General features: G+C 64.9%; 26 protein-coding genes and 2 pseudogenes. 12 read left to right on the forward strand and 16 right to left on the reverse strand.

Annotated features, from left to right (window positions below; all coding sequences use genetic code 11):
• Nucleotides 1-27: 27 nt before the first annotated feature.
• From THIMADRAFT_RS03180 to THIMADRAFT_RS03190, 3 genes are read right to left on the reverse strand one after another with little or no spacing between them, the layout of a single operon-like run.
• Nucleotides 28-999: an LLM class oxidoreductase gene (locus THIMADRAFT_RS03180; RefSeq protein ID WP_007191519.1), complete on the reverse strand. Its 972-nt coding sequence runs from the start codon at nucleotides 997-999 to the stop codon at nucleotides 28-30.
• Nucleotides 1,000-1,043: 44 nt separating this feature from the next.
• Nucleotides 1,044-1,514, reverse strand: a complete 471-nt coding sequence (locus THIMADRAFT_RS03185; protein ID WP_324603124.1) for a DUF4437 domain-containing protein — start codon at nucleotides 1,512-1,514, stop codon at nucleotides 1,044-1,046.
• Nucleotides 1,511-2,497, reverse strand: coding sequence for a zinc-dependent alcohol dehydrogenase family protein (locus THIMADRAFT_RS03190; protein WP_007191521.1), 987 nt, complete (start codon nucleotides 2,495-2,497; stop codon nucleotides 1,511-1,513). The genes THIMADRAFT_RS03185 and THIMADRAFT_RS03190 overlap by 4 nt, the downstream gene beginning before the upstream one ends.
• A 111-nt stretch (nucleotides 2,498-2,608) precedes the next feature.
• On the opposite strand from THIMADRAFT_RS03190, the gene THIMADRAFT_RS03195 reads away from it, so the two are divergent.
• Nucleotides 2,609-3,517 carry a LysR family transcriptional regulator gene (locus THIMADRAFT_RS03195; RefSeq protein ID WP_007191522.1) on the forward strand — a complete coding sequence of 303 codons (909 nt, stop codon included), beginning with the start codon at nucleotides 2,609-2,611 and terminating at the stop codon, nucleotides 3,515-3,517.
• A gap of 198 nt (nucleotides 3,518-3,715) precedes the next feature.
• Nucleotides 3,716-4,015 carry an addiction module antidote protein gene (locus THIMADRAFT_RS03200; RefSeq protein WP_007191523.1) on the forward strand — a complete coding sequence of 100 codons (300 nt, stop codon included), beginning with the start codon at nucleotides 3,716-3,718 and terminating at the stop codon, nucleotides 4,013-4,015.
• 234 nt (nucleotides 4,016-4,249) lie between these two features.
• Here the strand turns inward: THIMADRAFT_RS03200 and THIMADRAFT_RS27730 are convergent.
• Nucleotides 4,250-4,534: pseudogene (locus tag THIMADRAFT_RS27730) on the reverse strand (transposase); the annotation flags it as partial.
• 142 nt (nucleotides 4,535-4,676) lie between these two features.
• Here THIMADRAFT_RS27730 and THIMADRAFT_RS03210 point away from each other — a divergent pair.
• Entirely contained in the window at nucleotides 4,677-5,624 is a 948-nt protein-coding gene (locus tag THIMADRAFT_RS03210; RefSeq protein ID WP_007191525.1) for a hypothetical protein, read from the forward strand.
• Nucleotides 5,625-5,669: 45 nt separating this feature from the next.
• On the opposite strand, the gene THIMADRAFT_RS26425 is transcribed toward THIMADRAFT_RS03210, so the two are convergent.
• Nucleotides 5,670-6,614: a LysR family transcriptional regulator gene (locus tag THIMADRAFT_RS26425; RefSeq protein WP_007191526.1), complete on the reverse strand. Its 945-nt coding sequence runs from the start codon at nucleotides 6,612-6,614 to the stop codon at nucleotides 5,670-5,672.
• Nucleotides 6,615-6,719: 105 nt separating this feature from the next.
• Here THIMADRAFT_RS26425 and THIMADRAFT_RS03220 point away from each other — a divergent pair, with 105 nt between their 5' ends.
• The 4 genes from THIMADRAFT_RS03220 to THIMADRAFT_RS03235 all read left to right on the forward strand — a co-directional run bounded on the left by THIMADRAFT_RS03220 (nucleotide 6,720) and on the right by THIMADRAFT_RS03235 (nucleotide 9,653).
• Entirely contained in the window at nucleotides 6,720-7,313 is a 594-nt protein-coding gene (locus tag THIMADRAFT_RS03220) for a ferric reductase-like transmembrane domain-containing protein (RefSeq protein WP_007191527.1), read from the forward strand.
• Complete coding sequence (locus THIMADRAFT_RS03225) at nucleotides 7,310-8,203, forward strand: NAD(P)H-binding protein (protein WP_007191528.1); 894 nt, start codon at nucleotides 7,310-7,312, stop codon at nucleotides 8,201-8,203. The genes THIMADRAFT_RS03220 and THIMADRAFT_RS03225 overlap by 4 nt, the downstream gene beginning before the upstream one ends.
• On the forward strand, nucleotides 8,200-8,625 hold the full coding sequence (locus tag THIMADRAFT_RS03230) for an OsmC family protein (RefSeq protein WP_007191529.1): 426 nt from the start codon (nucleotides 8,200-8,202) through the stop codon (nucleotides 8,623-8,625). The genes THIMADRAFT_RS03225 and THIMADRAFT_RS03230 overlap by 4 nt, the downstream gene beginning before the upstream one ends.
• A gap of 149 nt (nucleotides 8,626-8,774) precedes the next feature.
• Nucleotides 8,775-9,653, forward strand: coding sequence for an OsmC family protein (locus THIMADRAFT_RS03235; protein ID WP_139052677.1), 879 nt, complete (start codon nucleotides 8,775-8,777; stop codon nucleotides 9,651-9,653).
• Between the two features lie 158 nt (nucleotides 9,654-9,811).
• On the opposite strand, the gene THIMADRAFT_RS03240 is transcribed toward THIMADRAFT_RS03235, so the two are convergent.
• The 3 genes from THIMADRAFT_RS03240 to THIMADRAFT_RS03250 all read right to left on the reverse strand — a co-directional run bounded on the left by THIMADRAFT_RS03240 (nucleotide 9,812) and on the right by THIMADRAFT_RS03250 (nucleotide 13,777).
• Nucleotides 9,812-10,267, reverse strand: a complete 456-nt coding sequence (locus THIMADRAFT_RS03240) for a SulP family inorganic anion transporter (protein ID WP_007191531.1) — start codon at nucleotides 10,265-10,267, stop codon at nucleotides 9,812-9,814.
• A 169-nt stretch (nucleotides 10,268-10,436) separates the two neighbouring features.
• Nucleotides 10,437-11,537: a transporter substrate-binding domain-containing protein gene (locus THIMADRAFT_RS03245; protein WP_007191532.1), complete on the reverse strand. Its 1,101-nt coding sequence runs from the start codon at nucleotides 11,535-11,537 to the stop codon at nucleotides 10,437-10,439.
• A gap of 224 nt (nucleotides 11,538-11,761) precedes the next feature.
• Nucleotides 11,762-13,777 (reverse strand): mechanosensitive ion channel family protein, encoded by a 2,016-nt coding sequence (locus tag THIMADRAFT_RS03250; RefSeq protein WP_007191533.1) that lies wholly within the window; start codon nucleotides 13,775-13,777, stop codon nucleotides 11,762-11,764.
• Between the two features lie 188 nt (nucleotides 13,778-13,965).
• Here THIMADRAFT_RS03250 and gltS point away from each other — a divergent pair, with 188 nt between their 5' ends.
• Both gltS and THIMADRAFT_RS03260 read left to right on the forward strand, forming a co-directional pair.
• Nucleotides 13,966-15,174, forward strand: coding sequence for a sodium/glutamate symporter (gene gltS, locus THIMADRAFT_RS03255; RefSeq protein WP_007191534.1), 1,209 nt, complete (start codon nucleotides 13,966-13,968; stop codon nucleotides 15,172-15,174).
• A gap of 2 nt (nucleotides 15,175-15,176) precedes the next feature.
• On the forward strand, nucleotides 15,177-16,712 hold the full coding sequence (locus THIMADRAFT_RS03260; protein WP_007191535.1) for a TAXI family TRAP transporter solute-binding subunit: 1,536 nt from the start codon (nucleotides 15,177-15,179) through the stop codon (nucleotides 16,710-16,712).
• A gap of 162 nt (nucleotides 16,713-16,874) precedes the next feature.
• On the opposite strand, the gene THIMADRAFT_RS03265 is transcribed toward THIMADRAFT_RS03260, so the two are convergent.
• From THIMADRAFT_RS03265 to THIMADRAFT_RS27350, 5 genes and pseudogenes are all read right to left on the reverse strand, one after another.
• A complete protein-coding gene (locus THIMADRAFT_RS03265; RefSeq protein WP_007191536.1) occupies nucleotides 16,875-17,204 on the reverse strand; it encodes a mechanosensitive ion channel protein MscS in 330 nt (109 codons plus the stop codon).
• Nucleotides 17,205-17,307: 103 nt separating this feature from the next.
• A complete protein-coding gene (locus THIMADRAFT_RS03270; RefSeq protein WP_007191537.1) occupies nucleotides 17,308-17,520 on the reverse strand; it encodes a hypothetical protein in 213 nt (70 codons plus the stop codon).
• A complete protein-coding gene (locus THIMADRAFT_RS03275) occupies nucleotides 17,517-18,320 on the reverse strand; it encodes a DUF2092 domain-containing protein (RefSeq protein ID WP_007191538.1) in 804 nt (267 codons plus the stop codon). The genes THIMADRAFT_RS03270 and THIMADRAFT_RS03275 overlap by 4 nt, the downstream gene beginning before the upstream one ends.
• 100 nt (nucleotides 18,321-18,420) lie before the next feature.
• Nucleotides 18,421-18,717, reverse strand: a pseudogene (locus tag THIMADRAFT_RS03280) (DUF1254 domain-containing protein); the annotation flags it as partial.
• A 30-nt stretch (nucleotides 18,718-18,747) separates the two neighbouring features.
• Nucleotides 18,748-19,857: a DUF3387 domain-containing protein gene (locus THIMADRAFT_RS27350; RefSeq protein WP_007191540.1), complete on the reverse strand. Its 1,110-nt coding sequence runs from the start codon at nucleotides 19,855-19,857 to the stop codon at nucleotides 18,748-18,750.
• A 321-nt stretch (nucleotides 19,858-20,178) separates the two neighbouring features.
• Between THIMADRAFT_RS27350 and THIMADRAFT_RS03290 the strand changes: the two genes are divergently transcribed.
• A complete protein-coding gene (locus THIMADRAFT_RS03290; RefSeq protein WP_007191541.1) occupies nucleotides 20,179-20,433 on the forward strand; it encodes a type II toxin-antitoxin system Phd/YefM family antitoxin in 255 nt (84 codons plus the stop codon).
• A complete protein-coding gene (locus tag THIMADRAFT_RS03295; RefSeq protein ID WP_007191542.1) occupies nucleotides 20,423-20,704 on the forward strand; it encodes a type II toxin-antitoxin system RelE family toxin in 282 nt (93 codons plus the stop codon). Before THIMADRAFT_RS03290 ends, THIMADRAFT_RS03295 begins: the two co-directional genes overlap by 11 nt.
• Nucleotides 20,705-20,797: 93 nt before the next feature.
• On the opposite strand, the gene THIMADRAFT_RS03300 is transcribed toward THIMADRAFT_RS03295, so the two are convergent.
• The 3 genes from THIMADRAFT_RS03300 to THIMADRAFT_RS03310 all read right to left on the reverse strand — a co-directional run bounded on the left by THIMADRAFT_RS03300 (nucleotide 20,798) and on the right by THIMADRAFT_RS03310 (nucleotide 22,602).
• Nucleotides 20,798-20,989, reverse strand: a complete 192-nt coding sequence (locus THIMADRAFT_RS03300) for a hypothetical protein (protein ID WP_007191543.1) — start codon at nucleotides 20,987-20,989, stop codon at nucleotides 20,798-20,800.
• Between the two features lie 345 nt (nucleotides 20,990-21,334).
• Nucleotides 21,335-21,913, reverse strand: coding sequence for a peptidylprolyl isomerase (locus THIMADRAFT_RS03305; RefSeq protein WP_007191544.1), 579 nt, complete (start codon nucleotides 21,911-21,913; stop codon nucleotides 21,335-21,337).
• Nucleotides 21,914-21,981: 68 nt separating this feature from the next.
• The gene (locus THIMADRAFT_RS03310; RefSeq protein ID WP_040729486.1) at nucleotides 21,982-22,602 is read right to left on the reverse strand and encodes a hypothetical protein; all 621 of its coding nucleotides are present in this window, start codon (nucleotides 22,600-22,602) and stop codon (nucleotides 21,982-21,984) included.
• Nucleotides 22,603-22,832: 230 nt separating this feature from the next.
• Here THIMADRAFT_RS03310 and THIMADRAFT_RS03315 point away from each other — a divergent pair, with 230 nt between their 5' ends.
• Complete coding sequence (locus tag THIMADRAFT_RS03315; RefSeq protein ID WP_007191546.1) at nucleotides 22,833-23,249, forward strand: hypothetical protein; 417 nt, start codon at nucleotides 22,833-22,835, stop codon at nucleotides 23,247-23,249.
• Nucleotides 23,250-23,337: the final 88 nt, after the last annotated feature.

Here is a 23,337-nt window from a genome sequence, read left to right on the forward strand (position 1 = left end):
GGTTCGCTGAGATGGGCTTGGAACGACTTAGGCGCTGGTGAAGTCGGGCAGGACATCCTCGGCCAGCCGGCGCATGGTCTCTTCGGTGTCGGCCCGATTGAAGCGCAGGTTCAGCGCCACGTGGTTGATGCCAATCTCCCGCAGCGCCTCCAGATAGGCGCGCAGCGGGTTCACCCCGAGCCGGAAGCCGAGGTGGATCGGCCGCGGTGGCGCCTGCGGGTCCTTGTCCAGGTCGATGTAGAGCGATTGCACCGCGGGCTTGAGTGGCCCGCCCGCGGCCGCGACGCGGGACCGCCAGTCGTCGAGGATGCTGGCCTGGGCCGCGATGCCGCGCGGGTAGGTGATCCAGCCGTGCCCGTGGCGGCTGATCCAGTCCGGGTCCTGCTGGCTGCCGCCGGTGATGAGCAGCGGCAGCCTGCCCGCCGTCGGCTTCGGCAGCAGATCCATGCCGCCATGCGGGCTGCCGAAGGCGTTCTCGAAGGCCGGGGCGTCCGCCCATAGCCGCTCGATGCTGTCGAAGGCATCGCGAAAGCGCTTGCCGCGCGCATCGAAGGCGACACCGAAGGCGGGATATTCCTCAGGCCGGTCACCCGAGGCGACGCCCAGCAACACCCGCCCGCCCGAGAGCACATCGGCGCTCGCCGCCGCCTTGGCGACGTGCACCGGATGGCGCAGCGGCAGCACGACGCTGGCGACGCCCAGCGCGATGCGGGTCGTCTGCCCCGCCAAGAGGCCGAGGTAGACGAAGGGGTCGAACGGCTGTCCGGCATCACCGAAGGAGGGCACGTTGAAGGGCACATCGCGCAGCCAGAGGGCCGAGAACCCCAGCGCCTCGGCCAGCCGGGCGCGCTCCAGATGCCGCTCCATCGAGGGCACCGGCCCCTCGGGATAGGCCTCGAGCGGCACCACGAGCCCGAGGCTCAGGCGGTTCACCTGGAAGGTGGTATCGAAGCCCCGGTTGATGTGCTCGAATCCTGCCGTGGTGACCTGCTCTTGCATCGGTTGGGCTCCTGTTTGGTGGGGATCATCGGCTTCGAACATGCCTAGTCGCCGGGCGTCGCGCGCGACACCTCGACGCCCCCATCGGTGCGGACATAGAGGATGGTGGCCGCGTCAGCCGCTGATGTCATCGGGTGCGTCGATGCGCCCTCGGTGCCCCAATAGCTGCCCGGCGCCAGGGTCCGGGTGTCCGTGTCGGTGATCTGGAGATCCAGTCGGCCCGCGATGACGACGCCGCGGAAGCTTGAGCCTTCGCTGCTGAGGGTGCCGGTGAATCCCGCCGGTAGCTTGATCAGGGCGCTGCGCAATGCAGTGCCGCGCGGGCTGCCCCAGAGCCAGGCCACCTGGGCGCTATCGCCGTTGGGCGGCGCCGCTGCCGCATCGCGCGGCCTGGCTTCGGATGCGTCGAGCCAGACCAGATTCGACGCGTCGACGTTGATGGGCCGTTCGCTGCTGTCGTAGGCCTCCTCCGGCAGCATCACCAGATAGGGGCCGCTGTCGATCTCGATACTCAGAGTTCCACGACCACCTTGCCGATGGCCTGCCCGCTGGTGAGGCGGTCGTAGGCCTGCCCGACCTCGGCCAGACCGAAGCGCTGCTCATCGAGCAACGGCCGCAGCGCCCCCGCGTCGGCGATCTCGCCCAGCTTCGCCAGGATGGCGCCGTGGGCGGCGCGGTCGTGGTCATAGAGCATCGGGATCAGCATGAAGACCACGTGCAGCGACAGGCCTTTGAAGTGCGCCGGCGTCAGGTCCAGCTCGACCAGGGCGACCGTGGTGGCGATCTGGCCATTCAACGCCGCGGCCTCGAAGGACTTGGTCATGTTGGCCCCGCCGACGGAGTCGAAGACGACATCGAAGCCGGCGCCGCCGGTGTAGCGCTCGACGTAGTCGGCCACCTGCTCGGTGCGATAGTCGATGGCCGCGGCGCCGTAGCCCCCGATGACGCCCAGCGCCTTGTCGCCGCTGCCCGTGGCATGGACCTCGGCGCCTAAGTGCTTGGCCAGTTGCACCGCCACATGGCCCACGCCGCCCGCGCCGCCGTGCACCAGGATCTTCTGGCCGGCCGCCGCACCGGCGCGCGTCAGCCCTTCGTAGGCGGTGATGCCGACCAACGGCAACGCCGCGGCCTCGCGCATCGAGAGGGTCTTGGGCTTGTGTGCGATCAGGCGCGCATCGGCTGGCATGAGTTCCGCCAGCGCGCCCTGCAGGTCCGCGAGCCCGCCGGCGCAGCCGAAGATCTCGTCGCCCGGCGCGAACCCCGTCACGCCCTCGCCGACGGCCTCGATGGTGCCGGCGAAGTCCATGCCGAGCACCGCGGGCAGCTCGGGGGCCAACGGCAGTTCCTTGCCCAGGTCACGGATCATGGTGTCCACCGTATTCACGCTGGTGGCGGCGACGCGCACCAGTACATGCCCGGGCTCAAGGGCGGGGCGGGGCAGCTCGACGGCTTCGAAAGCGGCATCGCTACCGTAGGCGTTGAGGATCATGGCTTTCATGGTGCTTCTCCGGGCTGGGTGATCGAGTGATGGGCCATAGGCTATAGCTTCGTGATACGGATAAAAATGGGCTATTCTTGATTCCAGAATTCGCGTTTTGGATAAAATGCAGTGGACACCGACAGCCTGCGGCTCTTTGTCCTCGCGGCCGAGAAGCTCAACATCAGCGCCGCCGGTCGTGCGCTCGGCATGGCGCCGGCCGTGGCCAGCGCCCGGCTGGCGAAGCTGGAGAAGGGATTGGGGGCGGACCTGCTGCGCCGATCGACGCGCAAGGTGAGCCTGTCGCTGGAGGGGGCCGAGTTCCTGCCCTTCGCCCGCGAGATCCTGGCGCAAGAGGCCGCCGCTCATGCCGCCCTTGGGCATGGTCAAGTCACGGCGACGGGGACCCTGCGCTTCACGGCGCCGAGCACCTTCGCCCAGCTCTACATCGCGCCCCTGCTGCCGGCCTTCCTGGAACGGCATCCGGGCATCGACCTCGACCTGCGGCTCACCGATCTGGAGATGGATCTGATCCAGGGCAGCTTCGATCTGGCGCTACGCAATGCCGTGCTCGCGGACAGCAGCCTGAAGGCGCGCAAGCTGGCCGACGACAGCCGCGTGCTCTGCGCCTCGCCTGCCTATCTGGCGCGGCACGGCACGCCCGAGCGCCCGGAGGCACTGGCCAGGCACCAGCTGATCGCCTTCAAGGAGGCGTCGCCGATCCGTCTGGTTGGGCGCGATGGGGCAACCGCTCAGGTCGATCCACGCCTGGCAGGCTGCCGGCTCAGCGTCGACGACGGCCTGAGCCAGAAGCTGGCCACGGTCGCCGGCGCGGGCATCTCCATCAACGCGCTCTGGAGCGTCCACCGCGAACTCGCCGACGGCAGCCTGGTGCGGGTGCTGCCCGATTACCGGATCGACGACCAGACCGCCCTCTGGCTGGTCTACCCCAAGGCGAACGTGCTGACCGCGAAGGTCCGGGTGTTTATCGATTTCCTGGTGGAGCAGCTCGGGGATACCACCGCCTGGGCCGGTGATTGAGTGTTCTGCTTCATGTCCGAGGAGGGCGGCGGCGGCATGGCTTCGCGCAATGCGCGCTCTCGTCTTGCGATGACTGTAGTCGGTCGATTACAGTTGCGGGATGTTTACGATCAATTCTGGGAGGCGGGGACAAATCGACCCAGCAAGACGATATCGCCAAGGCCATCGCACTGGCGTCCAGGTTGGAGGACTGATTCGATGAGCGAAACGACCCGCATTGCCGATTTGCCCGAGTTCGACATCACCGAGCACCTGGAAGACGACCAGGCCATCGCCGAGTATCTGACCGTCGTCTTGGAGGATGATGATCCCGCGCTGCTGGCGGCGGCCCTGGGCGACATCGCCCGCGCCCGCGGCATGACCGAGATCGCCCGGTTGAGCGGTATCACGCGCGAGGCCCTCTACAAGGCGCTACGCGCCGATGCAGCGCCGCGCTTCGATACCATCAACCGCGTCTGTCACGCGCTGGGCGTCAAACTGGTGGCGCAGACGAGGTGAACGCGAGATCAGTCCTCCGACGGCACGACCGCATCACGCCTTGCCGTTGGAATCGATTTGGGACTGCCCGGCAGAGAGCGCCTCGCGCCGTCTCGGCAACGTATCCTCGGCAAGAAATGCCTGCGGGTGCTTGTCCAGATCGATGTACAGCGACTGCACCGCCGGTTTGAGCCACCCGCCCGCCGCGGCGATGCGCGTCTGCCAGTCTTCGACGATGCGGTGTTGTCGCTCACCCCCGAGGAAGCCGCGGAACGCTTGGCTGTCGTACATGGCATCCTCCAATGCCTCGTCGGCTAGCCCGAACCACTGCTGGAGAAAATGCATCCGCAGCATCCGCTCCAGGCCGATCGGCGGGCGACCGCGGCCCCGATCCGTCTGTGCATAGCTGACGGGCCTCAGCTCATCGAGCAGTCGATCCCAAGGCACGATCGGCTCCATCTCGGCCAGAAAGCGCTCGCGCCGCGTCGTCTTGCGCTTGGCGTCGTACTCGGCTTGGGCGAAGCCGATCTGATGGGGCATGGCACTGACCTCCGCGGGAGCCGCTGTGACGGTGCTATGATGCCCGCCTAGCCCTTTTGATCTGGGGCGAATTTTTCAGCGTCTCCTGAGTGGCAACGGACACAGCACTGGATCGTTGTCGCGATCATTGTTTGGATTCACGATGAAACTGCTTCTCCGCACCATCGCTTTATTCGTCGCTGCTACGGCCACTGCTGTTGCTCAGGACGCCGCTTTTACCACTGGTCTCGCGGTCACCACGAACCCCGGTCTTGTGGATTGTAGTGGCGGCTCCCGCGTCAGTGCCGTTGGCGAGATTGCCGACGACGGCGGGGCGCTCTGGGTCGTTCCGGCCGCGACACACTTCGGCAGCGCGCCTGCGGCAGCCGACCTTTTTAACCCATGCGGTGGCGTCCAGCTCTCGGGATTTTCGGCGTTCGATGCCGCCTCGGTGCCGGTCATGGACGCCGGCGGAACGGAAGCATTCACCGCCTTTATTTTCGCGGACAACTATTTCGAGTTGAACGTCAACGGCGTCCTGATTGCCGTCGACCCGGTGCCATTTACCCCGTTCAACTCCAACGTGGTCCGGTTCCGAGCCGACCGCCCGGTCACCCTGGCAGTCATGGGTGTCGATTGGGAGGAGCACCTCGGGCTCGGTTCTGAACACAATCGCGGCAAGGCGTACCACCCGGGCGATGCGGGGTTTGTGATGCAGGTGCGTGATGCCTCTGGCGCAATTGTGGCAATCACCGATCACACCTGGAAGGCGCAGACCTTCTACACCGCGCCGCTTAATGCCCGCGAATGTCTTGTCATCGACGGCGCCGTGCGCGACAGCTCCGCCTGCGCGATGCAGGGCGTTGACGACGGCACGTCCTTCTCCGCCGCTCACTGGCCTCTGCCCGAAGGCTGGACGGCGCCCGACTTCGACGATTCAGCATGGCCGGACGCCGTGACCTTCAGCAATGAAACCGTCGGCGTGTACAACAAGCCGGCCTATACCAACTTCAGCGAACTGTTCGACGACCCGGCAGCGGATGCCGTCTTCATCTGGTCATCGAACCTCGTGCTCGACAACCTCGTTCTCTCGCGGAAGACCTTCGAATAGGCTGCTCGAGCATTGCATCAACGCCGCTGACGACCGTCAGGCGGGTCATGGAGCGCGATGACGTCGAGTCGTCGGCGTTTCCGGCACGGAGAGGACATCCCGACGTCTCGGTAACGCATCCTCGGCAAGAAACGCGACAAATCTCCGGCTTAGCGCGCTTGGGGTCGCGTTGGCGGGCCAGAGCGCGTAGACACTCGGGCTTGGTAGTTCCCAGTCGGGGAGCACATGCACCAGGTGGTTCTCCGCAAGTGCTTGCGCGACGTCCAGTTCCAACAGCGGTGTCAGCCCCATCCCCGCCAGCGCGAGTCCTTTCGCGGCAGTGGCGCTATCGACACTGATTCGGCTCCGGCAATCGATCCTGCGCTGCTGGTTGTTCGGGCCGATGAAGTCGAGATGCTTCTCCAGCATGGTCATCGCGATCCAGTCCATGTCGGTCAGGTCGTCGGGCGTGGTGATGCGCTTGCGCTCGGCAACGTAGTCAGGGCTGGCGCAGAGGCGCACCGCCAGGGTCATCAGCTTGCGGGCCTTTAACCCGGAATCCTCGAGCCACCCAATCCGGATGGCGAGATCGAAGCCATCGGCGACCAGGTTGGTCGGCCGATCATCAAAGCTGATGTTCAGCGCCACCTTCGGAAAGGCGCGGGCGAAGTCCGCCAGATCTTCGACGAACGGGGTGCCCGCGAGCATCGCCGGCGCCGTGATCCTGAGCGTACCGGACGGTGTTTCACTGACCGCGCTGACCGCGTCCAACCCGCGCCGCGCCGCACTGAGCATCTCGCGACAGGCCGCGACGAGCCGATGGCCGTCTGGACTCAGGGCCAGGCGCCGGGTGGTGCGGTAGAGCAGGGTCACGCCGAGCTGGCGCTCGAGCTCGGCCACATGGTGGCTGACCACCGACGGGGAGAGGCCGAGGGAGGCAGCCGCACCGCGGAACGACCCCTTGTCAACGACCTCCGTGAAGACCGCCATGCTGCGCAGATGCTCGATCATTGTTCGATCTGGTCGAATGAAGAAAACGAACCCTGGTAGCTTATCGCACAAAGGTCGGTCCGTTAGGCTTTTCGCATGTTCAACCTGCCTCCCATCGGAGCGACCATGCCGAAGCATCTCACCAGCCTGCTGGGCTCCCCGTTGTTTCTCTGGACCCTGCTTGCCCTGCCATCGGTCGGCATGGTCGCCAGCGGCATGGACTATGGACAAGTGATGCATGCCAGCGGCGAATTCTCGGCTCGCCTGCTGATCCTGTCGCTGGCCGTGTCGCCGCTACTGAGCTTGTTCCCCGGTCGCGCTTGGGGGCGTTGGCTGCTGCGCAGACGCCGTTGGATCGGCGTTGCTGCCTTCGGTTACGGGGTGCTGCACACGCTTTTCTATCTGATGGAGGCAGGGACCTGGTCCGCCGTCGCCGGCGACCTGATGGAGGCAGGGATCTGGACCGGCTGGCTCGCCTTTCTGCTGTTCGTGCCGCCGGCCCTGACCAGCAATGACGCATCGGTGCGCCGGCTCGGCCGGCGCTGGAAGCCGCTGCAACGCTTGGTCTACGGGGCGGCCGTATTGACCCTGCTCCACTGGGCCCTGGTTGATGGTCATTGGCTGCCGGCCTTGGTCAACTTTGCCCCGTTGGTGCTGCTGCAGCTGGCTCGCCTGCTGAGGAATCGTCCGACACTGACGCCACGGGAGAGCTCCCGATGATCGGGGTGATGTCGGCGAGCGGACAGCTCGGCGTTGGTGTGGTCGGGCATCTGTTGCGCAATGGGGTTGCTCCGACGGGGCTCGCGGCGCTGACGCGTGACCCCGCCAAGCTCGGGCACTTCGCGGATCTCGGCGTTCAGGTCCGGCCAGCGGACTACACGGACTGCGCAAGCCTGTCCCAGGCCTTCCGAGACGTGGACAGCCTCGTGCTGATCCCGACCAAGAGTCCGGTCGTCAGGCGCATCCAGGAGCACGCCAATGCCTTGGAGGCCGCACGGCAGGCGGGTGTTCGGCGGATCATTCTCCTGTCCATCAGCGCGGCTCGGCCGGATTCCCGATCCATCGTCGCCCCATTCTATCTGTATGCCGAATCCGCGACGCGCCTGTCCGGCATGGATTGGCTCATCCTGCGCATGGGGCTCTATCTGGACCCGCTGGTGGACTGGGCGCCCGAGTTGGCAGCCACCGGGCAACTGCCCTATCCAGTCGAGCGGGGTCGCGTCGCCTATGTTGTGCGCGATGACGTGGCTCGGGCCGCGGCCGCCGCGGCGCTCTCGCCGGGGACCCGTGGCGAGGTGCTGGAGCTGACCGGCCCCGCGGCGATCTCCATGACCGAGCTCGCGGCCGACCTCAGCACGGCAACCGGTCGCGAGATCCGCTTTCAGGCGGTCGGCGAGGAGGCGTTCCTGAACATCTGCCTGCAAGGCGGCGAACCGCCGCTGATCAGCCAGATATTGATCTCGCTCTATCGCGCCGTCGACGCGGGCGAGTTCGCTCGCGCCACGGACCACATCGAGCGCCTCACGGGCACGCCGGCACGTGGCGCCCTCGACTATCTGACGGACGTTCTGTCCAACATCTCCCACACAACCCGGAGCACATCAGCATGAGCGACATTCCCCTCCATTACCGTACCGCCTACCAATGGACCGGCGAGTCCGCGGCCGGCGACATTCACATCGATGGTCCGGCCGTCCTACCGGTCGGAACACCCCACGATGCCGAGCGCTATAGCCCGGAACACCTACTGGTGGTCGCCGCCGAGACCTGCCTTGCCAATTACGTCCTGCTCATCGCCGAGATGTCGAAACTGGACGTCAAAGACTATCGGTCCACGGCGGAAGGTGAGCTCATCAAAGAAGACAAGGTTGGCTACCGCTTCAAGCGCATCCTGCTCCGCCCGGAGCTGACCGTTGAGGCGAGCAACGAATCACAGGCGCAGCGCATCCTCAAGAAGGCGCACGATCTCTGTCTGATCGCCCGCTCCCTAAATTGCCCCGTCGACATGGAGCCTGTCGTCAAGACCGGCTAGGAGATCAGCAATTCAGCGCGTGGGAGCTTGTCAGTGACGAGGGTGGCGCCGCACACGCACAAACCGCGCCGAACCCTTTGACCTACTATGCGGCAGGCGTCGCATCGAGCTTGTTGACACAGGTTGAGCGGGCGATCCGGATATTGGGCTTGGACGTCGAGGATGCGACAGTCGAGTCGGAAATCGTCTTTCGATGGTCTGATCCAATGAGCAGCAACTGGGCGGGCTTCACGGACAAGGTGATCTCGAACATCCTCATTCGCAGCAATGAGTCTCCGGAAAAGATCGAGGCGGTGAAACAGCTAGCGCTGAACGGATGGGCCGTCGGCGAGGGCTTGGCCAACGCAACGGACATCGATGTAGGCATACTGATCAATGCCGATGAGTGGAGCGGGCTCCATGCACGTCCTGGACGGGTGGAATCCCCGGTGTCGATGGATGGTGGCCGCACAATCACCAATGTCACGCCCGATTTGACGCTGCAAACAGTGGAGATTGAAGACGATCTGGCCGTGGACATGCAGGATTTTCCGAACCCGATGATCTTTAGCGAGATCGCGATAGCAGAATCGGCACATGATGCGCAAAGACCCTATCTGCATCGGGTGCGCGCGAAATCCTTGACCCAGAACTACCAGACCTGGGAGCTCTATGCGGATGATAGTCGTGGATACGAGGGGCCTGATAGGGCCCCGACATCGCGGGATTATTTCACCGTAGGCACCTCACTCTGCCTGATGAGTCAGCTGACGGCGAACCAGATGTTTTTGCAGAAGCAGGGTATCGAGATCAAGGACTTCAGGGTCGAGCATCAGTTCGACTACCAACAGGACGGTTTCATGACGCCCGCCACCACAGGCCATCTCGACGGTGTCACCACCCGGGTCATCGTGAAGGGCGACGTGGAGAAAGACGCCGTGATGGATTTTGCCAAGCAGGCGCTACGTATGTGCTTTGCGGGCGAGGGCATTCAGCAGGCAACGGACATGGAAACCAGCGTCTACTTGAACGGAGACATGCTGAGATAGCGCTCGATGGGCATGGCGGAGTGTCGGCCCTGGTGTATCGACAAGGCCGATGTCTATCCCGATGGCGCTCGGGGAATCGAGACCTGGTGCTGCGCGGCCGACAGCGACCCCACTACCACGGCCACCTGGTGCGCGGGCAGGCGCTTGTCGATGCGAGGTCAGAGGATCAGCACCGCCAGTGTGACGCAGCCGAGCGGGGCCTCCTGCCAGTGCAGCGTCGGCAGCGCCTCCAGGATCGCCAGCAGCTTAGCCGTGAAGTGGCCGTCCAGGGTGATCAGATCGAGCCCGTGCAGGCCTTTGATCTGTAAGGTCGCGATAACCGCCGCGATGCCGGCAGTGAAGCCGACGGTGACCGGATAGGGCACCACCTCGATCGGCGCGCCCGGGCGCCCCGGGCCCATGCCCACGAGCAGCAAACCGGCCAGCATCCCGGCGATGAGCAGGCCACCGAGCCCGTGCGCGTGCACGATGGGCAGCAGTGCCACGACGAAGGCCGCGGTCGGCCCGGAGATATTGACCGCCGAACCGCCGGTCAGCGCGATGGGCGCGCCGGCGATGATGGTCGTGTAGAGCCCGTGCCGGGGCGGCACGCCGATGGCGATGGCCAATGCCATGTGGTCCTCATTGGGCGCCAGCCCGGTCATTGGGCGCGCGTTGAGGTGCCGTGCCGGGGCAACGAAGGGACATCAAGATCGGTCGGTGCCGCGGTGCGGAAAGATCGGCGGACGTCAGGTGAGCGAAGCTCGAAAGTCCGTGACGAGAACATGAAGGTTCGTCCCGAGGTCATTGGTCGGACCCGATATAGCGCTCCAGCACGGTTTGCCACGCCTCGCCGCGGGTGATGTCCAGCAGGGCACGATTGATGGGCTCGCGCAGCGGGCTGGGCTGAGGCAAGGCGATGCCGTAGTCCTGCCGTTGCAGAACCCGGGGCAGCACGCGCAGGGACTCCTCGTGATCCCTGGCGATCAGGAAGCGTAGGATCGGCGCGTCGTACAGCACCGCGTCCGCATCGCCGCCGGCGAGGCGGCTCAGCGCCTGCTCCAAGGACGGGGCGCTCTTGTGCCGAACCCGGTAGCGTGTCAGGAAATCCGCGCTGGTGCTGTCGGCAACCGTGACCACGCGGGTGCCGTAGAGGTCGTTCAGGCCGTGGATCGGGTGCCGCAGTTCGCCGACCGTCAGCGCGGTGGCGATGGCGGCGGTGAAGCCGGAGACCATGATCACGCTGGCGAACATCCAGACGAGCGCGATCCCGCGACCGAGGGCCGTGATCGGCGTCTTGTCGCCGTAGCCGACGGTTGTCATCGTGACCGCGGACCACCAGAGACCGGAGCCGATACCTCGCGCCAAGCCGCCGTGAAAGTGGGCGTTTCGGCGGCGCTCGGCCAGCCAGATCAACACTCCGATCAAGGTCAGCAGTCCGAGCAGGGCTGCCACGCTGTGCAGGAAGCGACCGGAGAAGAGGCGCTGCAGGGTCGCCACGAAGCCACCCTCGGGGTGCTGCACGACCGCGATGCCGAGCCCCGAGGTGTAGAAGGGTTGGGTGAAGTCCACCCGCTCCTCGCGCGCGCCGGTGATGGTCAGCGCCGCGGCGACGGCATCGACCTCGCCCGCGGCCACGGCGTCCACCATCCGGCTTAGATCCAGCTCCACCAGCCGGTAGTCCAGGTTCAGCCGCTCGGCGATCTGCGCCCACAGATCGATGGCGATGCCGCTCCAGCTTCCGTCGGCGTCCCGCATCGCGAACGGCGGGACCTGGCGGGTGCCGATCATCAGCGGTGCCCGGCCGGCCCCGACGGCTTCCGGCTCCGTTTCCGGTTGCGCACGCACCAGCCCGGAGGCCGCCAGGCAGGTCACCAACAGCAGGGCGGTCAGCAGCGGGTGCATGCCCCGACGGGCATCGATGAGGGCCGCCGCATGCGTGTCGGCGTTGGAGCTGAACCGCGTCCGGAGCGGTATGCGTCGTCTCTTTATTGGATCTGCCTCGGCCGGACCCTGGAGCGTTCGAGGTGACGCGGTTCAGGATCGTGGAAAAACGCCGTCGACCTGCGTCCGTGCCGAGCTTCGGGGGTGCACTCACCGTCGGACTCATCCGGCGCTCGACAGGTCGTTCATGGCGTAGTTGACGGCGATTGCCGCGTATTTTCACACGCTTTCTGCCCGTTGTCCTCGCGCAGATACAGCGTCTGACTCGGGAACGCGATACTCAGCCCGTTGGCCTCGACGATGGCGCAACAGCGAAAGAGCACGTCCTGCTTGACCTCGAGCCAGCCTTGCCAGTCGAAGGTCTTGGAGAAACAGTAGATCAGGATGTCGATCGAGCTGTCGCCGAGGGCATCGAGATAGACCAGCAGCGTTCGCTTGATTCCCTGTCCGTCCATAGTGTCGGCGATCTTGGCCAGTTGTTGTTGCGTGTAGCCGGAGATGTCGGTGGTCGCGTCGGCAATGCCCTCATGGGCGATCAGCATGGTACGGATGTCGTCGACGGTTTTCTTCACCTGCGCCATGTCGCTGCCGTATTCCAGTCCGAGCGTGAACTTGATGCGCCGGCCTAGTTTGCGCCGGCTCCAGTTGCGGACATCGACACCGGCCAGATAGGCGTTGGGTAGATAGATCACCGCGTTGTCGAAGGTCCGGATCTTGGTACTGCGCAGGCCGACATCGATCACCATGCCCTCGCCGTTGGGCGTCACGATCCAATCGCCCTGCCGGCACATGTCGTCGGCGATGATGGAGATGCAGCCGAAGATGTTTGCGATGGTCTCCTTGGCGGCGAATGCGACGGCCAGACCGCCGATTCCGAGCGAGGCCAGCAGGGCGCGGATGTCGAAGCCGAAGCGCTGCAAGAGGTACAGCGCGGCGATCACGACCACCGTGAAGCGGATTATGCTGGACATGAAATTGACCAACTCTCCGCGCAGTGTCGGATAGCGATGCCACAGCTCGCTCGAATAGAGCATCACGAAGTTGTCGATCAGGCGAAGCAGCGCCCACACGATCAGCACGACGTACAGGCTGCCGAGCACGTCCAGGATCCGCTCGTCGGATTCGCGCAGGAACAGGATGCGCGTTGCCTGGGCGATGGCGATCAGCACCAGCAGGACGCGTAGCGGACCATAGAATGATTGCTCGAGCAGGCGGACGAAGCGCTCGGATTCGGAGGGGTCCGCCAGTGCGCGCCGCGCCTGTTTCGGAAAGGCGCGTCGCAACAATCGCAGCAGCACCGGCAGCAGAATGAGGCCGATTCCAGTCAACGCCAGAAACAACGCGGCGGCGGCGAAAAGTTGGCCGACGCTGATGAGCTGGCCGATGCGGTATGGACTGCCGGGTATCCTCCGGGCGTTGATGTCGCTGGCCCAGGGCCGCGCGTCGATGGCGCCGATCAGTGCGCTGATGCCGACCCAATCCAAGAGTTGGTTGCTGATCGCCGCGCCCTTGACAAACCCGAGCAGCGACTGCGCCACGGCGCCGTAGACCTCGGCGTGTTGGCTGTAGTCGCGATAGGTGTCGACCAAGGTTTGCTCGGCGCTGCTCAGCGTAGCCGGCTCGGCCGCTTGAAGACGCCGCACGGCGTGCCCGAAAGGGGCCAGGTTGAACAGGGTTCGATGCGCGAAGCGGTCGAATGCCTCGTTGAAGTCCGTGGTCGGTGCGAACCGGATCCAGTCACGCGCGACTGTCGTGAGCAGATCCGTAAAACTCTGGCTCAGAATCGCGCTGTTGAGGCGCAGGATCGCGGTCATCTCGGCGATCTTGTCCCCGCCGGCTCGGGCCTGCGACACGGCGTCGCGCAGACGCTCCAGGGCGGCCGCGGTCACGCTCGGCGCCAGGTCATCGCCGTTTCCGGAGAGGATGGTCCGGGTGAGTTGCTCCAGAATCGCGTCGCGCTCGTGCGTGAGCCGCGCCCTGCCGACGGCATCGGCGGTGGCGGCAATCCGCTGGTCGAGGTTGGCGACGGCCAGCAGTTGCGGCTGCATGAACAGTGGGCTGCTGCCGAGGTTCTCCGCGCGCATCGCGGGCGCATCGCTTGCCGATACGATCGCCGAGTACACGAGCAGTCCGATGAGCAGCACGGCGAGCGTTCGGATGCCGTGGCGGTCTCGGCTCGGGACGGTCGGTGGTCGGCGCATGAATCGCTCCTGATCGCGGATCGGACCACGCCCGCGGTGCGCGCCGGATTGTGCGGCATCATCGGGGCTCGCGGCTGACCATTTCGCGCCAAATGAAGACGACAGCCATGCTGCGCAGGATGGTCACCGAATAGACTTATCCGATAGACTCGGAATCTGCAATCGGCGACGCAGAGGTGTCAGACGCCATGGCCATCGAAATCCCGCTGCCGCTGACCGTGGTATTCGCCATCCTGGTGCTGTTGGTCGGCCGTTGGCTGATCGGGCGTATCGACTTCCTGGCCCGTTACAGCATCCCAGATCCGGTGGTCGGCGGGCTGATTGTCGCCGTGATGCTGACGGCCGTGCGGGTCGGCACCGGTGCCGAATTGTCCTTCGACATGGGACTGCAATCGCCGCTGCTGCTGATCTTCTTCTCGACCGTCGGGCTCGGCGCCGATGTGCGTACGCTGGGGCAGGGCGGTCGCAAGCTGCTGTTGCTGTTGGGTGCGGTGGTGGTCGCGCTGGTGCTGCAGAACGTCGTCGGCGTGGCCATCGCGATCGGGCTCGATCTCAACCCGCTAATGGGCATCCTCGGCGGCTCGGCGACACTGGCGGGCGGGCACGGCACCGGTGCCGCCTACGGGCAGGTTTTCGGCGAGGTGAACGGTCTGCAGGGTGCCGTCGAGGTGGCCATGGCCTGCGCGACCTTCGGGCTGATCCTGGGCGGTGTCCTCGGCGGACCGGTTGCGCAATGGCTGATCCGCCGGCACCGGCTGCAACCTGGGGTTCAGACTCCGGGGCTGCTCGGTCCCGGCGAGGTCCCTCGGGACGAGCGCCGCGCCTTGAGCCCGGAATCGCTGATCGAGACCATCCTGATCCTGATGTTTTGCATGGGGGTCGGCACACTGCTGGCCGAGCATCTGGTCATCCCCGGCATCACCTTGCCCACCTTCGTCTGGTGCCTGCTGGTGGGGATCGTCCTGCGCAATGCCCTGAGTCTGAGCGGGTTGTACCGCATCGACGGCCCCACCATCGAGCTCATGGGGACCGTCAGCCTGTCGCTGTTTCTGGCCATGGCGCTGATGTCGCTGCGCTTGTGGGAGCTGGTCAACCTGGCCCTGCCGATCCTGATCATCCTGCTCGCCCAGGCCTTGCTTGCGGTGCTCCTGGTGGTGTTTCTGACCTTCAATGTCATGGGGCGCAACTATGACGCCGCCGTGATTGCCGCCGGTCAGTGCGGTTTCCAGCTCGGCGCGACGCCCACCGCGATCGCCAACATGCAGGCCGTGACCAGTCGCCACGGGTTGTCGCCGATGGCCTTCCTCTTGGTGCCCATCATCGGCGCCTTCTTGATCGACATCTGCAACGCACTGGTCATTCAGGGCTTCCTGGCGCTGCCCTGGTTCGGGTTCTGATCATGCCGATATCAAGCCGCAGCCTCGTTGTTCTCGGCGCCGTCCTGCTGGCGCTGCTCCTGGTCGGTTGTGCGGAGGGGCCGGATGAGTCCGGCGTCACCCAAGTGGTGCAGGAGCGTCTGACCCGGGCCCTGGGTGCCGACACCATGGAGATCACCAGCCTGCGACGTCTCGGAAGCGGCCCGCTGGACCCCGGTGCGGACGGACGTCAACGCCGCATCGTTTACTACAACGCCGTGCTGACCTTTGGTCGCGATTTGGACTTCTCCTCCTGGGACACGCTCAACGTCGCCGCCTTCAGCACTCTGCTCGGTGCCACCGAGCGCGGCATCGAGGGCCTCGCACAGGACGGCAACCGTGCCGGCGACCGAGTCTATGTCCGCGGCAGCGTCAGCTTCGAACGCGGTGCCGAGGGTTGGATGCCGGTCGATGTCTTCCGCCCGGAGGTCGGTGTCGCCACTGCAGGCCCAGCCGGCGCTGCGGAGTCGCGCCGCATCATCGAGCAAATCAACGCCCTGCTGGCGAATGCCGGCGACCATTCCCTCGAGCGCGAGCGCATCATCACCGAGGTGCTCGACAGCGCCTACACCGACATTACGCTGCGGCTCGACCGGCTGGATCGGGCCCTGATCATTGCCGGCGGCTCGCCGGACGGCGAGTACGCTCGCGTGGCGCAGTTGCTTGCCGCCGAGCTGATCGCCGAGGGGACGCTCTCGAACGCCGTGCAGAGCCGCGGCAGCAAGGAAAATCTGGAACTGCTGCGTGCCGGGAAGGTGGACATCGTGCTGGTGCAGAACAACGTCGCGGCCCGGGCAATGCTCGGCGGCGAGCCGTTCGCCGCGCTTGGCCCACAGTATGACCTGCAGGCCCTGGCCAGCCTGTTTCCGGAGCCGCTGCACCTCGTCGTCGCGGCCGACTCTCCCATCGGCAGCGTGCAGGAGCTGGTCGGCAAGCGGGTGGATATCGGCAACCCCGGTTCCGGTTCTTATCTGAATGCCGTCGCGTTGCTCGCCGCGGCCGGCATCGATCCGGCCGAGCTCGGCGCCGTCTACGAGACCGGTCTTGCCGGCGGGCTGGAATTGCTCGACAAGGGCGAGGCCGACGCCGTCATCGCCACCATCGGCGCCCCGGCCCGCGCGCTGCAGCAGGCCGCAGCTCAAGGCCGCGTTCGGCTGCTGCCGCTCGGCGCCGAGCTGCGTGAACTGCTGACGCGAGAAGGTACAGGCTATGTCCCCATCGAGCTGCCCGCGTCCACCTATCCAGGTCAACGTGAGCCGGTGCCCACCGTCGCCGTGACCGCCCTGCTCGCGAGCGGCGATGCCTTGCCGAAGGCCGACGTCGATCGTGTGCTCACGGCACTGTTCGACCGTATCGACTTCCTGCGTGCCGGCAGCGCAGCCGGCTCGCTCATCACACGGGCCAGCGCCCGGATCGGACTGACCATTCCGCTGCATCCGGCGGCGATCGACTACTACGAGCGCTTGTCGCAGCCGCCGCCGCGATCGCCATCACCGGAAACGACCCGTCCGGGCTCCTAAAGGTGATTCACCCAGACGCGTTGCAAGACCACGAACAAGAACGCCGTCGCGCAGCCGAATTTGCAGCGGACCTGATAGCAGGTACGCCTCGAAGGTGTTCGGTGTCATTCGGCTGTCATGCTTGTTCACGTAAGGTAGCCCCAAGCCCTGCCGCCACAGCTGCTAGGTGACTGGTGCCGGCGCGAGCGCAGCGCGGATGGCCTGAATCTCCGACGGGGCGCGCTCGGCCCTGCGCCCGAACGTGGCCGCGGATGCCGCGTTGTCATGCGCCGCTTGTAGATTGCTCAAGGCCTTGCGGTACAGCGCGATCAGCTGGGTCTTGGCCTCCTCGGTCCTGTCGGTCTGCGCCTCCGCTTCGGCGATCTTCGACTCCAGCGTCGAAGAGGTCACCAACCATGCGGGCAAGGGGCTGTCGGCCTCCTGAGCATAGGCCGACGTCAACCAGGCGGCCCACAGGATGCAGGCGGTCACGACAAGGAGACGGGTTCGCATACGCTTCGGCCTTTCGGGGAGCTAAACCGTGTCCCCGCCGAGGTTCGGGATGCACCGAGGAAATGGGCTCACCCCGAGCTCGGCATCGCGCTTCGGCTGCGGGTTAGCAGTTATACACGCCGACCGCGCAACGCCGCACGGTGCGGCGTCCCACCCCGGCAACGCTCACGGGTGTGAGCGGGCGCCCGACGATGGCTTCGGCATTCGGGATGAAGCTGTGAAAACCGGGGATAGAAAGCCGCTCGCCGAATTCAGATCCGCCGATGGCGGCGAGCGCCGCAATCAGCATCACGGCAAATCGTTTCGATGCCTTCATTGCGCTTCTCCCATTTGGAAATGTTTCGGTAGTTCATCGGTACCCTCGAGATTCTTCAGGTCGACCTTCTTGGCATCCGTTGGGTTCGTGAAGCTGAAGTCCGTGGCCGCGACCGCGTCGCCGGTCTTCCAGTCCCTGATCTCGATGCTGTACTGCGGTTCACCGTTCATGAGCTTCGAGCTGATCACATATCGGCATGGGTAGGGGTGCTCCCCTTGAGCGATCCAGATCTGCCAGTCGACCTCTTTGGCGCGAAACGCGAGATAGTCGCATTCGACGCCACCGATCACGCCGCTGCCGAGATCCTTCACGTCGACGACATCCGCCATCAGCGCCTCGTAGGGGTTCGGCAACAGCAAGTCCGCCGCAGGGAGTGGCCGGTTGTGCTTGCGCAATTCATCGACCAGGTGCTCCACGGTACCCGGTACGTCTTCCTGCGCATAGATGTTCAGGTCCTTGCCCAGCAAGGTCAGCGTTTTGCCGTCGAAGGACATCTCGACGTTTGCAAATCCGCTGGAGCGCGTCGCCAGGATCTTGTCGGGGCGATCAAGCGTCACGGTACCGGACCCCGCAAGCGCGAGTTTCTGGTCATCTTTGGTGACGACCTCGAGGATGGCGTCGTAGTCGAAGGCGATGGCCAGCTGCGCCGTCAAGTAGTCCGACATGGCCTTGAGCAACCGCTTGGCGTCCGCCTCGTCGGCACTTGCCGTCACGGACGTCCCCAGCAAGACCATCACGGACAGCGCCGCAGCAGGCAGGCTGTACGGGGAGAGATTAAGAAACATGCGCGAGGTGGTCATTTAAGCGCACCTCTTCGAGCCGAGATTTCCCGTGGGCTGATCTTCAATGTCTATCTCCTGTTGGTGTGGACTGTCGGTGTGGAATGGATCACTGAACCGTTCAGCCGACATCGGTTCCGTCCGCATCGGTGCGGCCCGGGATGACCATGTCACCTGTCGCAACCTTGATGTGGATCGTGTCATCGGGCATCTCGACGCTCCGGTCGGGGACGCTGATCAGGAAGGTCTGCGTCAGCGCGACGCAGGTGCGGCTACCGGCCGATTCGATCACCGGCATCCACAGGCTATACATCGGGAACAGGACGTGGCGCTTGCCCATGTCGGGAGGCGAGAAGACCATCGGCTCCTTGCCCGGATCGAGCCATGCCAGCGAATAGAGCCTGTCGGCATTCGCTTGCTCGGCGTTTCCGTGCTCAGGGCTGCGGACTCAGGGCTGCGGACTCAGGGCTGGGATGGAACGTACACGTAGGCCGTCGGAACATTGGCCCCGACCACCTTGATGGCGTTGCTTGACCAGAAACTGCCGAGCGAGACGGTCTCGCCGGCGGGAAAGTCGCCGATCTTGATCTCGTTGCCGGTCACCTCGTAGGTGCCCGAGCCCGGCGGCATCTGGAAGGACACCTGGCATGGGCTGGAGTCGCAGTTCGCGGTGTCGCCGGGTTTGATCGTCACCTGCATGACGCCGGAGACCTGATCCCCGCTCGACGCACAGGCAGTCAGTCCGGATAGTGCCAGGGCGGAGACCAGCCAAAGGCCGTTGCGCGGACGGGCCCGCAGGTTTTGCAAGGATTGCGCTGTATTCATCGTCAGTGTCCTCAACGCCGGTCGCCGCAGCGGCGACGAATGTGTTCGAAATGGTCCGCGTGATAGCCTCGTATTTCCGAGGATTCTGCCAGGCTTCGTCGCCTCGGTCTGACCATTTCACGCCAATCTGCGGGGGGCGTCCCCCGTCCGATCCGACCACGGAGTCAGCGACTCGAGCATACCACTCGTGCGGGCGCAGCATCTCGGTCAGCTCGCGGGCCATCAGCCGGAGCGCGCCGCTTTGCATGACCTCGCGCGCCGAGGCATTCTCGGCCAGCGCGTCGTAAAACGCGATCTCTTCGGTGCTCAAGCCCAGCGCCTCGTCCTGCCGTTGCGCCTCGCGCAGGTCCCGCGCCAGGTCGATCAGACGGGCGATCATCTCCGCTGTCGTGATGGCCTTGTTGGTGTAGCGCAGCAGGGCGTCTTCCAACGCCTCGCGGAATTTAAGGCTGCGCACCAGGTTGCTGCGCTCGGTGCTGCGGATCCGATCGTTCAGCAGCTTGCGCAGCGTCTCCAGGGCCAGATTCTTCTGCTCCAGCGCGGCGACACGCTCCAGGAACTCATCGCTCAGGATGTCCAGCCGCGCCTCGTCGAGGCCGGCCACCGCGAAGAGGTCGATCACCTCGTCCGCATCCACCGCTCCGCCGATCACCTGTCGCACCGCGGCATCGATGTCCCGCTGCCGGGCGCGACTGTCCGGACCCTTGCCGTCGTCCGCCCATGTTGCTCCCAAGTATCGCCCTCAAAGACGATGGATCTCATCAAGCTGCTCCGGTGTCGGGCAGTAGCCGGTCGACAGTGCGTGCGTCTGCGAAGAGCGAGCGATTTGATCCATCAGTGATCGGTTCTGGAGAACTTAGAGTGTTTCTTGCTCGCAGTGCAGGATCCCGAAAAGACAAAGCCCGACGTCTCTGGTTTGGAGAACGCGCGAGCGCTACCGCAGTCACTACCCCGGCTTTTCGTAGCTCATGGCAGGTTACTCCGAGGATCTCGACTTGCGCAGAGACCTATTGCGGATGCTATTCTGAGCGCCTTGAATCGAGCGGAGATCGTCATGACCCATACCATCCTAGCGGAGGTTACCGCCAGCGTGTCCGAATTGAAGAGGAACCCCATGGGGACGGTGGCGGCTGGCGACGGCTTTGCGGTCGCCATCCTCAACCGCAATGAGCCGGCCTTTTACTGCGTGCCGGCTGATGCATACGAGGCGCTGATGGATCGGCTGGAAGACTTGGAGCTCAATGCGCTGGCAGATGCCCGCCTCGCGGACGGACAGGCACCACAGAAGGTGTCGTTGGATGATCTATGAACTGGCCTTCCATCCGGAGGCGCTGAAGGAATGGGTCAAACTGGATCCATCGGTCAGAACCCAGTTCAAAAAGAAACTCGCCGAACGCCTGCTCAATCCGCGCGTCCCGGCGGCACGACTTTCGGGGCGCTCAAACCGCTACAAGATCAAATTGCGAACGGTGGGCTACCGACTCGTCTATGAGGTTCGGGACGCCGAGTTGCTCATCCTCGTCGTGGCCGTGGGAAAGCGCGATCGCGATGCGGTCTATCGAATCGCCACGAGTCGTTAGGGCAGCTACGCTGTGTACTGCGCATCGCCGTCGTTGCGGGTGCATAAGGGTTTGGGACCGGCGGGATACATTGCCTGTCCCGCCGGGTACGGGTCAGCCGAGGCTGCTCAGGACATCGGCCTCGATCTGTCGGGCATAGGGGCCGAAGCGATTTTGCTGCTCGCTCGCCCACTGCACGTCGGCCCACGTCTGCATCCGCAGCTCGGGCTGGCCTTCCGGGCGGAGACATTCCGCCGAGCGGGGTCGGGCATCACGATAGTCTCGGTCGAGATCGATGTCGTACATGGCTGGATCCTCGGTGCTTCTGGCTGAAAAAGGTCGAAGACGCGGATCCTGAGGCAAAGACTGCACCAAAATCCGACGACGCCTGTCATCTTTCGGAAACTCTGAGTCCATTCATCGGGAAATTCAATCCCGAGCGGCTGTGTCGCCGTCGGAGTCGTGCTTGGAGATCAATCGGATCTTGCAAGGTCGGGAGTCGATGAAGGGCGGATCGTGACCAGGCGATGCGCGCCCGCCAGGATTATCGCGATGCGGAGGGTTCGGTCGGTCGGGCAGCGGCTCGGGGCCTTTGGCGGCCCCGAATTGGTGCAGCCCTCGACCCGAAACGGGTCGAGGGTTCTACCGACCTTAGAGCGCGCGGCAATCCGAGAGGACGACCTCGGTCTTGGTTCCGCCGGAGCGCGAACCCTGTGCTTCCATCGCCTCGACGACATCCATTCCCTCGACGACCTTGCCGAAGACCACGTGCTTGCCGTCCAGCCAAGGTGTCGCATCGACCGTGATGAAGAATTGCGACCCGTTGGTGTTGGGACCGGCGTTGGCCATCGAGAGCATGCCGGCCTCGGTGTGCTTCAGCTCGAAGTTCTCGTCGGCGAACTTCTCCCCGTAGATGGATTCGCCGCCCGTGCCGTTGCCGCGGGTGAAGTCCCCGCCCTGGATCATGAAGCCCGGGATGATCCGATGGAAGGGACTGCCGGCATAGGTGAGCGGCTTGCCGCTCTTGCCCATGCCCTTCTCGCCGGTGCAGAGCGCGCGGAAGTTCTCGGCCGTCTTCGGGACCACGTCGGCGAACAGCTCGATCGTAATGGTGCCGGCGGGCTCGCCGCCGATCGTCACGTCCAACGCGACCTTGGGGTTGTCAGCAAGAGCGGGTGTCGTCATAGCAGCTAAGAGTACCGTGGTGAGGTAAAGGGATGGTTTTGACATGGTCAATTCCTGTCGTGGTGGAACCTTGTGGGTGATCGTCGGATAAAAAGGCCGGGGGCGGCCGCGTATTATGCGACAGGCGGCTCCGTCTCGCTCCCGACGAGTCCCTCCGGCGGAGGACACCGTGCAACCAACGCATCGGGCAGCTCTCCGCGGCCGGCTTGGTAGAGCGCGCCGGACTCGAGCATGATGGTCACCATCACGGCAAGCAACAGGGGCACAACGCCGATGCGTGCCCAGATGGCGCTGGCCATGTCTTGGGACTCGATCTTGTGCCGCTCCATCTCCTGCATCGCCGGCGGAAGCGTCCTCAGCTGTGCCGCGATCTCGGTCTCGTCCGGCTTGCCGATCAGGGCGATGCTCAGGATCGCGGCGCACACCAGGTAGGCGATCACGATCAGCCGATAGCGGCTTGCGGCCAACCGCCAGTGGGCTGCGGCGAACCAGCTCGTGTTCTTGCCGCGTTGCCTGGACCGCATCCAGGTGACACCGATCAGCACCAATGAAAGGGCGAGCGGGATCGAGACCGCAAGCCACTTGTAACGCCCGATCATCGAATCGGGCTCCGCCATCGAGCCCGCGAGCAGCGCAACCCCGATCATGAGGTTGAAGACGATCAGGTTGACCATCGCCAGCTCATGCGGCGTCTTGGCCTTGCGGCGGGTTGTCTCATCGACGGGGAAGAACATGGTTGTCGCGTCCGTGGAGGTCAATCGGAACGTCCGATCCGGGTCGCGCGAAGACCGCCCCGGAAACGACTTCATTTTGGAGCCTCTGCTCCCGAGAACGCAAACCCGAGAGACGGGACAACGCGCGGTGCCGGTCCCTGAACCGGACCCGGGCGCGGCGGTGCGGTCGGGTTTGTGCGATCATCGCTCGACCGTCACGAAAACGAAATCACCGAGGAGCCAGGACGAGGATGCCCGAGATCACCACTTACGCGGACAACAGCGCCGAGGCTATGCTGCGCGTCATCTCACTTTTCATCATCGGCGACGGGGAGGTGAAGGACGAGGAGATGGAGATGCTCGAGCAGCTCGGCGTGTTCGAGCGCTTCGGCGTCGACCGCGATGACTTCGCGCGGATCTTCGACGGTTACTGCGACGATCTCATCGCCCACGCGGGCACGGCTCGCTTCGTCGGGCTCGCCGATCCGGATTGGGTCGACACCATCCTGGCGCCGGTCACCGACCGCGTCTCGCGCCGGACCTTGGCGCGGATGCTCCTGCTGCTGGCGCGCTCGGACGGCTTCTTTGCCGACGCCGAGCTCGCGATCTATCGTCAAATGCTCGACCGTTGGGAGATCGAGATCGACTCACTCGCCGACCCGGACTGAGCGGCGGCCGATACAGGCCGCCGGCCGTGCGCCAGGCAGGGCTCGGCTCAATTCAACAAAGGTGACGCCTGAATCCGGCATTTAGAAC

This window comes from Thiocapsa marina 5811, from assembly GCF_000223985.1.
Taxonomy (GTDB): domain Bacteria; phylum Pseudomonadota; class Gammaproteobacteria; order Chromatiales; family Chromatiaceae; genus Thiocapsa; species Thiocapsa marina.

What these genes read in the sequence shown, in the direction of transcription:
- THIMADRAFT_RS03180 (WP_007191519.1), bottom strand. Translation starts at nt 999, where the DNA reads ATGCAAGAGCAGGTCACCACGGCAGGATTCGAGCACATCAACCGGGGC.
- THIMADRAFT_RS03190 (WP_007191521.1), bottom strand. Translation starts at nt 2,497, where the DNA reads ATGAAAGCCATGATCCTCAACGCCTACGGTAGCGATGCCGCTTTCGAA.
- THIMADRAFT_RS03200 (WP_007191523.1), top strand. Translation starts at nt 3,716, where the DNA reads ATGAGCGAAACGACCCGCATTGCCGATTTGCCCGAGTTCGACATCACC.
- THIMADRAFT_RS03210 (WP_007191525.1), top strand. Translation starts at nt 4,677, where the DNA reads ATGAAACTGCTTCTCCGCACCATCGCTTTATTCGTCGCTGCTACGGCC.
- THIMADRAFT_RS26425 (WP_007191526.1), bottom strand. Translation starts at nt 6,614, where the DNA reads ATGATCGAGCATCTGCGCAGCATGGCGGTCTTCACGGAGGTCGTTGAC.
- THIMADRAFT_RS03220 (WP_007191527.1), top strand. Translation starts at nt 6,720, where the DNA reads ATGCCGAAGCATCTCACCAGCCTGCTGGGCTCCCCGTTGTTTCTCTGG.
- THIMADRAFT_RS03225 (WP_007191528.1), top strand. Translation starts at nt 7,310, where the DNA reads ATGATCGGGGTGATGTCGGCGAGCGGACAGCTCGGCGTTGGTGTGGTC.
- THIMADRAFT_RS03230 (WP_007191529.1), top strand. Translation starts at nt 8,200, where the DNA reads ATGAGCGACATTCCCCTCCATTACCGTACCGCCTACCAATGGACCGGC.
- THIMADRAFT_RS03240 (WP_007191531.1), bottom strand. Translation starts at nt 10,267, where the DNA reads ATGGCATTGGCCATCGCCATCGGCGTGCCGCCCCGGCACGGGCTCTAC.
- THIMADRAFT_RS03245 (WP_007191532.1), bottom strand. Translation starts at nt 11,537, where the DNA reads ATGCACCCGCTGCTGACCGCCCTGCTGTTGGTGACCTGCCTGGCGGCC.
- THIMADRAFT_RS03250 (WP_007191533.1), bottom strand. Translation starts at nt 13,777, where the DNA reads ATGCGCCGACCACCGACCGTCCCGAGCCGAGACCGCCACGGCATCCGA.
- gltS (WP_007191534.1), top strand. Translation starts at nt 13,966, where the DNA reads ATGGCCATCGAAATCCCGCTGCCGCTGACCGTGGTATTCGCCATCCTG.
- THIMADRAFT_RS03260 (WP_007191535.1), top strand. Translation starts at nt 15,177, where the DNA reads ATGCCGATATCAAGCCGCAGCCTCGTTGTTCTCGGCGCCGTCCTGCTG.
- THIMADRAFT_RS03265 (WP_007191536.1), bottom strand. Translation starts at nt 17,204, where the DNA reads ATGCGAACCCGTCTCCTTGTCGTGACCGCCTGCATCCTGTGGGCCGCC.
- THIMADRAFT_RS03270 (WP_007191537.1), bottom strand. Translation starts at nt 17,520, where the DNA reads ATGAAGGCATCGAAACGATTTGCCGTGATGCTGATTGCGGCGCTCGCC.
- THIMADRAFT_RS03275 (WP_007191538.1), bottom strand. Translation starts at nt 18,320, where the DNA reads ATGACCACCTCGCGCATGTTTCTTAATCTCTCCCCGTACAGCCTGCCT.
- THIMADRAFT_RS03290 (WP_007191541.1), top strand. Translation starts at nt 20,179, where the DNA reads ATGACCCATACCATCCTAGCGGAGGTTACCGCCAGCGTGTCCGAATTG.
- THIMADRAFT_RS03295 (WP_007191542.1), top strand. Translation starts at nt 20,423, where the DNA reads ATGATCTATGAACTGGCCTTCCATCCGGAGGCGCTGAAGGAATGGGTC.
- THIMADRAFT_RS03300 (WP_007191543.1), bottom strand. Translation starts at nt 20,989, where the DNA reads ATGTACGACATCGATCTCGACCGAGACTATCGTGATGCCCGACCCCGC.
- THIMADRAFT_RS03305 (WP_007191544.1), bottom strand. Translation starts at nt 21,913, where the DNA reads ATGTCAAAACCATCCCTTTACCTCACCACGGTACTCTTAGCTGCTATG.
- THIMADRAFT_RS03310 (WP_040729486.1), bottom strand. Translation starts at nt 22,602, where the DNA reads ATGTTCTTCCCCGTCGATGAGACAACCCGCCGCAAGGCCAAGACGCCG.
- THIMADRAFT_RS03315 (WP_007191546.1), top strand. Translation starts at nt 22,833, where the DNA reads ATGCCCGAGATCACCACTTACGCGGACAACAGCGCCGAGGCTATGCTG.